This window comes from Rhodopseudomonas sp. BR0C11, assembly GCF_010820945.1.
Classification (GTDB): Bacteria; Pseudomonadota; Alphaproteobacteria; order Rhizobiales; family Xanthobacteraceae; genus Rhodopseudomonas; species Rhodopseudomonas palustris_H.
This window is the reverse complement of the sequence record NZ_QTKI01000210.1, coordinates 1-8,257: the sequence shown is the minus strand read 5'-3', so window position 1 is coordinate 8,257 and position 8,257 is coordinate 1. Positions and strand designations below refer to the sequence as shown.

Below are 8,257 nucleotides of genomic sequence, written 5' to 3'. Positions count from 1 at the left end.
CCGAGGAACAGCGAACGGAACATCGGCTCGTTGCCGCGCTGCGACGTCGCGGTGCGCGTGGCGTCGCCGGCTTGCGCGGGCGTGACGTTGCGCACGTCCGGGAAGCTCGCCAGATACGCGGCGTTGTCGACCGGCACTTGCGGTGCGGCCGAAGCCAGCGTCACCGGCAGGCCGGCGACCGACGCGATCGCACTCTGCGTTGCGGGTGCATTGGCGGCCGCCTCGTAGCGCGTCGCGAGATTGGAATACACCTCGGAGACGCTGCGGGCGTTGCCGGAGCGGTCGTAGAAGATCGACTGATTGGCCGCCGCCGCCGAGGGAAACAGTGCGGCACCGGCGACGTTGGGCGTGTCGCTCGCGGCGTTGATCAGCTTGGCGGCGCCGGCCACGCCCATGAAGTGCGCCATGTACAGTTCGGCATCCGACGGGCGCCGGCCGATCTCGCCGGTCAGCTTGAAACTATTCGACTGCGTCAGCACCCCGGCCATCGCCGAGGACACCACCGGATCGTTGCGCAGATTCATGATCGCGGCGCGCGCCGACGGGTCGCTGACCGAATAGCTGCCCGAAGCCGAGCGGGTGATGGAATCGGCATATTGGCCGTAGCCGAGCTGCGCGCCGGCTTCCTTCACGGTGCCGAGCCAGGTCTGCTCGATGAACTGGAACAAGCCCTGTGCCGATGAAGTGCTGGCCTGAGCGGTCGGGTTGAAGTCCGACTCCATCTTGGCCGTGGCGAGCAGATACTGGAAGCTGGTGCCGGTGGCGCCGGCAGCCTGCTTGATCGCGCCGGCGACCTTGGTCCGCGCCGGATCGACGATCATCACCGCCGGATTTGAAATCTCGACCGTCATAGCCCCTGCCCGCTCTCCGCTGCGAGCGCCCTTCCGTCACGGCGACCCTGCGGGATTATGGTTAACGCAGTATTAACGACCGAAACCCGATACAGCCTAGGCGGGCGTTTTGACGCCCGCTTAACCTAAGATGGCTAGACTCATGCCAGTCCGCTCGGAGTTTGACCGGGGCGCAGAGTCATCGGGAGAAAGCCATGACCGCGATCACCAACTCCACCACCGCTGGGACCTCGGCCTTTTTGGCGAGCCAGGCGCAGGCCGGCGCGATCCCATCCGCCACCGCATCGACGACATCGCAATCGGCCACCACCGCAGCCACGGGTGCGGCCGACACCGTCACGCTGTCCGATCGCGCCAAGGCGATTCTCGACAAGGCCAAGGCCGACAAGGCGGCCACCGAACAGCTCGCGCTGTCGTTCGACGAGAGCCTGCAGAAGCGTACCGATGCCTTGACCGCCAAGCTCACCGACGCGTTCAAGAAACTGAACGTCAATCTCGATGACGCCGTCAGGCTGCAGGTCGACAAATTCGGCAACGTCACCGCCGAAGGGCCGTGGAAAGCGAAGATCGAGAAGTACTTCGCCGACAATCCTGAAGTCGCCAAGGAGCTGAAGGAGATCGCCGGGCTGAATGCGCTGAAGGCGGCAAACGCCGCGCTCGAGCTCTACAACAAGGAAAAGGGCGCCAGCGCCCCGGGCAGCAAGCAGCAGCAAACCGCCTGGAGCAACTACAACGCCCGCTCGATGAACATTCAGACGCTGTCGGGTGTGATCAGCCTGAAGGATGGCCAATTGCGCTCCGCCGCGCTGGATTACATCGACAGCATCGCCGATCCGACCGGCGCGAAGGCCGGTCCGGACTTGGTGCAGCAGCAGCGCGAGGTCGCCAGCCGGCTGGCCTGATCCGCAGGGCTATTTGCCGTAGACCTTGTCCGGGTCGAACTTGCGCTCGGAGTCGGTTTCGATCAGCACCGGCGCGCCGTCGCCGCCGCGGTCGATGCGGCGATAGAAGCAGGAGTGGCGGCCGGTGTGACAGGCGGCGCCACCGGTCTGATCGACCTTGATCCACACCGCGTCCTGGTCGCAGTCGACCCGCATCTCCAGCACCTTCTGGATGTGGCCGGAGGTCTCGCCCTTCTTCCACAGCCGCTTGCGCGAGCGGCTGTAGTACCAGGCCTCGCCGGTCTGGATCGTGCGGTCGAGCGCTTCGTCGTTCATGAACGCGACCATCAGCACGTCGCCGGTCCGCGCGTCGGTGGCGACGCAGGTGACGAGCCCATGCGCGTCGAATTTCGGGCGCAGCACAACGCCTTCCTCGACATCATCGGGCGCAACGGGTGAAGAGCTTGAACGCGATTCGCTGGACACGATTGAATTGCCTTGCAGGATTCGCGCGTTAGCCGCGGTCCCTGACCATCGACATGAACCGCGCCTGCTCCGCCGGATTATCGCGGAACACGCCGGTGTAGCGGCTGGTGAAGGTGGTGGCGCCCTTCTTGGCGATGCCGCGCACCGACATGCAGGTGTGCTCGGCTTCGAGCAGCACCGCGACGCCGCGCGGCTTCAGCACCTCGTCGATCGCCGCAGCGATCTGCGCGGTGAGATGTTCCTGGGTCTGCAGGCGGCGGGCGAAGATGTCGACCAGACGCGCCAGCTTCGACAGACCGACCACGCGCTCCACCGGCGTATAGGCAATGTGCGCCTTGCCGTAGAACGGCATCACGTGGTGCTCGCAATGCGAGGTGAAGCTGATGTTGCGGACCAGGACGAAGTCGTCATAGCCGGCGGTTTCGCCGAAGGTGCGCTCCAGCACTTCCTTCGGGCACTGGTGATAGCCCTGGAACAGCTCGTCATAGGCTTCGACCACCCGGCGCGGGGTGTCGAGCAGGCCCTCGCGCTCGGTGTTCTCGCCGATATAGGACAGCAGCGTCTTCACCGCGGCTTCCGCCTCGGCGCGCGACGGGCGCGGCTGATCGGGCTGCACCGCGACTTCGAGGAACTCGGACGGATCGAGCTCGGCGGGCTGGAATTCGGGGCGGCCTTCGGCCGGCTTGGTGCCGCGGATCGGCTTGATTTTGGCGTCCATCTTCTCTCCGTTCGACCGGCCTTGGTGGGCCGGATGTGTCACCGGGCAGACGGGCGGACAACAGCCGGTCGTCTTGATCCCTTCGGCGAGCCCGGCCGGCCAAGTGTTTGACCGATTTCGGCTCGCGGCCTCCGCGCGGCGCAGTCAGCCGCACGGCGAGGCTTCATTTCGAAAGCCACGCTTCCTATATAAGACGGCAAGCCGGAACCGCCAAGGTCGCCGCCTCCGGGCGACCGGCGTGCCCAGCGCCGGCATCGGAATTCGCGGCATGCTCAACGACGTCTACAACAAGCGCATCATCGAACTGGCCGGCAATATTCCGCGGATCGGGCGGCTGGAGCATCCCGACGCCAGCGCCACCGCGCATTCCAAATTGTGCGGCTCGACCGTGACGATCGACCTCAAGATGGATGGCGACACCGTCACCGACTTCGCCCACATCGTCAAAGCCTGCGCGCTCGGCCAGGCCTCGTCATCGATCATGGCGAGCCACGTGGTCGGCTCGACCGCCAGCGAACTCAAAGCGTTGCGCGAGACCGTGCGCAAGATGCTGAAAGAGAACGGCGCCCCGCCCGACGGCAAATGGGCCGACATCGCGATGCTCGAGCCGGTCCGCGACTACAAGGCCCGCCACGCCTCGACGCTGCTGACCTTCGACGCGGTGGTCGACGCGATCGGACAGATCGAAGCGCAAAACGACGGCGCCAAGGCGACGGCGTAAGCCCGGCCTCCCCACAAGTCATTCCGGGGCGCGAGCTCAGCTCCCTCCGAGTCATTCCGGGGCACGTGCGCAGCTCGCGAACCCGGAATCTCGACGTTGTGAAAAACAACGCACAACAATCTCGGGATTCCGGGTTCGCTCGCTGTCGCGAGCGCCCCGGAATGACGTTGCTTGTTTCAGTGCCCCGGCTGGCCGGCGGGCCGGCGAGGCCGGGCAACAGATCGGCGATCGCCTGGGTGGTGATCAGGTTGGTGTCCCGCAGCTCCTGCCGCGACAGCTCGTGCAGATCTTCCCACGGCGGCACGCTCAGGGCGAGCGACAGCAGATCGCCGGTGCCGCCCATCTCGAACGTAAACTTCGCCAGCCGGCCGATGTCGCGCTCGACGATCGACATGTCCTGCGCGGTGTAGCTGGCGGCACGGGCATCCTCGGCGCGGTCGCCCATCCAGATCTGGTGCACCCGGACATGGGCGCCTTCCGGCACATAGCGGGAATTGCCGGCGAGCAGCAGGAACACGCACATCGATTCGCAGTAGGCGCCGGGCTCGATCCGGGCGCGGCTGCCGAGCGGCGACGCCGACGGCACGCTGGTGCCGACCGTGGTGGCCAGCCCGAGCTTGCGCCAGCGTCGGCCGAGCGTGATGGCGTCGTTGACCGAGCCGCCGCTCGAATCCAGCACCACGGTGGCGCCGCCGAGCTTGCGATCGCGGGCGAAGTCCTCGAAATCCTTCGGGGTGTCGGTGGTGACGACGCCGATGGCGCTGATCCAGCCGCCGCAATCCGGATCGCAGGCGACCCAGCCGAACTTCATCGGCTGCCGCCGCGCTTCGAGACTGGCGGCGCCGGCCGTGACAGGAATGCCGCTGTCGGCTGCGAACCCGAGTAGAACGAGGCCGAGCGCTGCGACCAGCCCCAGCGCCCCACCGTTCAGACAAGAAAGAACTGCGCGTCCCAACCTGGCTTCCTTCGCTCCGGCAGCAACTGCGTCACAAGTTCCAACGCGAATCTGTCACGTGTCTGTTACTTAACCGTTGTGAAAAAGCTAACTTTGATCAACCGCAAACACCACCGCGTTTTGCTGCGATGCGCTCAACAGCGCGCGAGTTTCGGGTGAAGTGTTGCGCAAATGTCGGCGCCTCGGGGTTCCCCGCAACGGAACCGCGCAAACCGCCGCTCATCGAAACGGCATCTGCTCATGCAACTACCAAGTCGCGGAACTGATTGGATCGCAGCGGTGCTGCGGCTGCCGCGGAACATCGGGCGCGGACTGATCTGGCTGTATCGTCACACGCTGTCGCCGCTGGTCGGGTACAACTGCCGGCACTATCCAACCTGCTCGATGTACGGGGACGAAGCGATCAGCAGATTCGGACTGTGGGCGGGTGGCTGGATGACGCTGGCGCGGCTGTTGCGCTGCCAGCCGTGGGGCACGTCCGGGATCGATCTGGTTCCGCAAGTCCCGCCGCCCGGCGCTCATTGGTATCTGCCGTGGCGCTACGCCCGCTGGCGCGGCGTCAACGCGCCGCCGCCGGATGTTGCCGAGCCATGCGGCTGCGGCTCACACTCGCAGCTTACGCCGCACTGACACCGATGCGGCCGAGACCCGGCAGTTTGACCGCCGGCCGGCGCAGGTCGACGCCAATGACGGCGCCGAGCACGTTGAGTTCGAGGCCCTCGATCCAGCCGAGCGTCAGGCCGAGATAGCCGCCGAGCGTCGCGCGGACACCTGTGCCGGACGGCGTCACAGCAACCCAGCCGCCGTCCCACGGATAGTCCTTGCCGATGGCGGTCGGCGGCAGCGTGGTGCGCAGTTCCGGGACCGCCGCGATCACCGCAGCCACGAAGGTGTTGGAGTTCGGCCCCGGCCAGGCGCGATAGTCGCCGTACGCGGCGAGCTTGTAACCCTTCACCGCGGCCTCAATCTTCGGGATCATCGCCGCGGCGGCCTCGCCATCGGCGGCCGCGATCAGTTGCGGTTCGTCGCCGAACCAGCGGCCGTCAGCCACGAAGCCGTTGACGCGGATCGGCGTGCCCCACGCGGTGTAGTCGTAGCGGGTGTAGCGCGATGCGTTCGCCGGCTTCACCACGATCCAGCTGTGCACGGCGAAGATGCCGCGCCAGCGCACCGTACGCGCGGCGAACACCCGCACCACCGCATCGGGATTCTGCGCCGCCGGCGGCAGCAGTCCGGCGCTGGAACGGTCGGCGCTCTGCCAGTCGACGCTGCGATCGCCCAGCCAGTATTTTCCGGCCGACACGGCGATCGGCACGATCAGCAACAACAACAGGATCAGCACAAAACGTCTCACGTGGGGATGGTCAATGCGAAGGAGGATATCGAACAATATAGACGGCACCCCTGCCCTCGCCAGAACCGATCACGCGGACGTGCAGGAACGGCGCGTTGTTAGCAGCGCGGAATTCTCACCACACCGCGGCTGCAAGCGCGGCGATCAGCGCCGGCGGCGTCACCACCAGGCCGAGCTTGAGGAACCGCCAGGCGGTGACTTCGATCTGGTTCCGGCGCAGCACCACCAGCCACAGGATGGTGGCGAGCGAACCGGTGACCGAGAAGTTCGGTCCCAGGTCGACGCCGATCAGCAGCGCCGCGATGGTCTCGCGCGGCAGGTGATTGTCGGCCGCGACCGAGCCGGCGACGAGGCCGACCGGCAGATTGTTGCCGATGTTGCAGGCGATCGCGGTGACGATGCCGGCCGCCCACGAACCGAGTCGCGGCGCATCCGCCACCGCCTCGCGCAGCAGGCCGCCGAGCGCACCGATCACGCCGGTGCGGCTCAGCGCCTCGACCATCACGAACAGGCCAGCAACCAGTGGCACCACGCTCCAGGATACGCCCTTCAGTACGGGAACCGGCGACTGCCGAGCGACCGCCAACACCACCGCCGTGGTGACGAGGCCGCACACGAAGGTCGGAAGGCCGAGCGCGACATCGAGCGCCGAAGCCGTCAGCAGCACGATCGCGATCGCGCCGATACCGACGGCGGCGAGCTTGCCGCCGCGCGACAGATGCGGCGTCTCAACCCGCATCTCGATCCTCTGCGCGGCGAGCGAACGGCGCAGCGCCAGACGCAGCACCAGATAGGTCGCGACGATCGCCGCCAGCGACGGCAGCGTGAATTGCTGCAGCCAGCCGCCGAGATGCGGCATGTGCTCGCCGAACACCACCAAGTTGGCCGGGTTGGAGATCGGCAGCACGAAGCTCGCCGCATTGGCGATGAAGGCGCAAACGAACAGATATGGCAGCGGCGCAGCGCCCGCCGCGCGCGTCGCCGCATACACCGCCGGCGTCAGCACGATCGCCGTGGCGTCGTTCGAGAGCAGCGCCGTCACGAACACGCCGACCACATACACCAACAGGAACAGCCGCTGCGGCGAACCGTGCGCGTGCTGGACCGCGAACGCCGCGAGATAATCGAACAGCCCCTCGCGCTGAGCCAGTTCGGCGATCAGCATCATGCCGATCAGAAACAAATACACGTCGATGCCGTTGCGCACGCCGGCGAGCGCGTCCTGCCACGACAGCAAACCGAGCACCACCAGCGCCACTGCGCCCGCGACCGCCCATACCGCTTCGGGCCAGCGCAGCGGCCGAATGATCACCCCAGCGGTGGCGAGGGCGACGATACTCCAGGTCAGAAAAGGATCGTGGGAGAGCATGAAACTTGGCATTGCGAAGCGGAACATCAAGCTGAAGGAAGCGGAACTAATCGATAAGCGATGATGCTGCGATTGTCTCTATCGGTACGGTTGCAGTCCCTGCAGGCAGCGCGCGACAATATAGTCCTTGTATGACAGGGGCAGATGCTATACGGTTTGGTTATTCGATTAGCCGCTGTGCCTTTCTGAATGCGCCCGCGGGCTCCTTCCCAAAGTCATCGATTAGTTGAAACGTCACGTGCCACGTTGGCGCGGACGATGTGCTTTGGAGAATGGAAATGACGACTGGTACCGTAAAGTGGTTCAACGGCCAAAAGGGTTTTGGCTTCATCGCGCCGAACGACGGCGGCAACGACGTGTTCGTGCACATCAGCGCGGTTGAGCGCGCCGGGCTGTCCGGCCTCGCCGAAGGCCAGCAGGTCTCGTTCGAGGTGAAGGTTGACAGAATGCGCGGCAAGAGCAGCGCGGAAAATCTCGCGCTGGCTTGATCCGGCGTCTCCGTTTCACGGATGTACTGAAACGGCAGATGGGCCCGTTCGATCCCTGCGATCGAGCGGGTTTTGCCGCGCGTGCCGAAGGAGACGGATATGACTGACAAGAAGACCACCACTCCCTCCCCGACCAGCATCGAACGGGCTCGCCGCAAGGCGCTCGAACAGCAGGAAGGCGCGCAGCGGATGGCGGAAGTCGCGCGCGAAGGCGTCGCGCTTCGCAAGAACATGGAGCGACTGCGCGCGCTGCGGCTCGCCCGCGAGGCCGAACAGGCCGCTGAAGCGGCTTCGGCAGATCCATCGGCGGCCACGCCGAAGAAGCGGGCGCGCAAGACGTCCGTAAGCTGACGCGTGCGGAGTGCTGCTTGCGCGGTCCCGGCTGGAGACGACGATGGCGACCGCCGACGATTTCAAGCTGATCCGCGATATTC

10 protein-coding genes and 1 pseudogene are annotated in these 8,257 nt (G+C 65.9%); 5 read left to right on the top strand and 6 right to left on the bottom strand.

All coding sequences use genetic code 11. The annotated features are described in order from the left end of the window. Window positions 1-851, bottom strand: an 851-nt coding sequence (locus DYI24_RS16195; RefSeq protein ID WP_164573027.1) for a transglycosylase SLT domain-containing protein, incomplete at its 3' end; no start/stop codon positions are given. A gap of 194 nt (window positions 852-1,045) precedes the next feature. Between DYI24_RS16195 and DYI24_RS16190 the strand changes: the two genes are divergently transcribed. After that, window positions 1,046-1,753 (top strand): hypothetical protein, encoded by a 708-nt coding sequence (locus tag DYI24_RS16190; RefSeq protein WP_164573026.1) that lies wholly within the window; start codon window positions 1,046-1,048, stop codon window positions 1,751-1,753. 9 nt (window positions 1,754-1,762) lie between these two features. On the opposite strand, the gene hisI is transcribed toward DYI24_RS16190, so the two are convergent. After that, window positions 1,763-2,218: a phosphoribosyl-AMP cyclohydrolase gene (gene hisI, locus DYI24_RS16185; RefSeq protein WP_164573025.1), complete on the bottom strand. Its 456-nt coding sequence runs from the start codon at window positions 2,216-2,218 to the stop codon at window positions 1,763-1,765. Between the two features lie 28 nt (window positions 2,219-2,246). Beyond that, window positions 2,247-2,936: a GTP cyclohydrolase I FolE gene (gene folE / locus DYI24_RS16180; RefSeq protein ID WP_107345188.1), complete on the bottom strand. Its 690-nt coding sequence runs from the start codon at window positions 2,934-2,936 to the stop codon at window positions 2,247-2,249. 268 nt (window positions 2,937-3,204) lie between these two features. On the opposite strand from folE, the gene DYI24_RS16175 reads away from it, so the two are divergent. Next, the gene (locus DYI24_RS16175; RefSeq protein WP_012496819.1) at window positions 3,205-3,657 is read left to right on the top strand and encodes an iron-sulfur cluster assembly scaffold protein; all 453 of its coding nucleotides are present in this window, start codon (window positions 3,205-3,207) and stop codon (window positions 3,655-3,657) included. A gap of 190 nt (window positions 3,658-3,847) precedes the next feature. On the opposite strand, the pseudogene DYI24_RS28350 reads toward DYI24_RS16175, so the two are convergent. After that, a pseudogene (locus DYI24_RS28350) lies at window positions 3,848-4,612 on the bottom strand (COG3904 family protein); the annotation flags it as partial. Window positions 4,613-4,852: 240 nt separating this feature from the next. On the opposite strand from DYI24_RS28350, the gene yidD reads away from it, so the two are divergent. Further along, window positions 4,853-5,242 (top strand): membrane protein insertion efficiency factor YidD, encoded by a 390-nt coding sequence (yidD, locus tag DYI24_RS16165; RefSeq protein WP_164573024.1) that lies wholly within the window; start codon window positions 4,853-4,855, stop codon window positions 5,240-5,242. Here the strand turns inward: yidD and DYI24_RS16160 are convergent. Both DYI24_RS16160 and DYI24_RS16155 read right to left on the bottom strand, forming a co-directional pair. Further along, a complete protein-coding gene (locus DYI24_RS16160; protein ID WP_349627787.1) occupies window positions 5,229-5,966 on the bottom strand; it encodes a DUF3750 domain-containing protein in 738 nt (245 codons plus the stop codon). The two genes, yidD and DYI24_RS16160, sit on opposite strands and share 14 nt — an antisense overlap. A 115-nt stretch (window positions 5,967-6,081) precedes the next feature. Beyond that, window positions 6,082-7,335: an arsenic transporter gene (locus DYI24_RS16155; RefSeq protein WP_164573022.1), complete on the bottom strand. Its 1,254-nt coding sequence runs from the start codon at window positions 7,333-7,335 to the stop codon at window positions 6,082-6,084. Between the two features lie 278 nt (window positions 7,336-7,613). Between DYI24_RS16155 and DYI24_RS16150 the strand changes: the two genes are divergently transcribed. Together DYI24_RS16150 and DYI24_RS16145 are read left to right on the top strand one after the other, a co-directional pair. Beyond that, window positions 7,614-7,823 (top strand): cold-shock protein, encoded by a 210-nt coding sequence (locus DYI24_RS16150; RefSeq protein WP_107346662.1) that lies wholly within the window; start codon window positions 7,614-7,616, stop codon window positions 7,821-7,823. 99 nt (window positions 7,824-7,922) lie between these two features. Further along, window positions 7,923-8,174, top strand: a complete 252-nt coding sequence (locus DYI24_RS16145; RefSeq protein WP_164573021.1) for a transcriptional regulator — start codon at window positions 7,923-7,925, stop codon at window positions 8,172-8,174. Window positions 8,175-8,257: the final 83 nt, after the last annotated feature.

What these genes read in the sequence shown, in the direction of transcription:
- DYI24_RS16190 (WP_164573026.1), top strand. Translation starts at nt 1,046, where the DNA reads ATGACCGCGATCACCAACTCCACCACCGCTGGGACCTCGGCCTTTTTG.
- folE (WP_107345188.1), bottom strand. Translation starts at nt 2,936, where the DNA reads ATGGACGCCAAAATCAAGCCGATCCGCGGCACCAAGCCGGCCGAAGGC.
- DYI24_RS16175 (WP_012496819.1), top strand. Translation starts at nt 3,205, where the DNA reads ATGCTCAACGACGTCTACAACAAGCGCATCATCGAACTGGCCGGCAAT.
- yidD (WP_164573024.1), top strand. Translation starts at nt 4,853, where the DNA reads ATGCAACTACCAAGTCGCGGAACTGATTGGATCGCAGCGGTGCTGCGG.
- DYI24_RS16155 (WP_164573022.1), bottom strand. Translation starts at nt 7,335, where the DNA reads ATGCTCTCCCACGATCCTTTTCTGACCTGGAGTATCGTCGCCCTCGCC.
- DYI24_RS16150 (WP_107346662.1), top strand. Translation starts at nt 7,614, where the DNA reads ATGACGACTGGTACCGTAAAGTGGTTCAACGGCCAAAAGGGTTTTGGC.
- DYI24_RS16145 (WP_164573021.1), top strand. Translation starts at nt 7,923, where the DNA reads ATGACTGACAAGAAGACCACCACTCCCTCCCCGACCAGCATCGAACGG.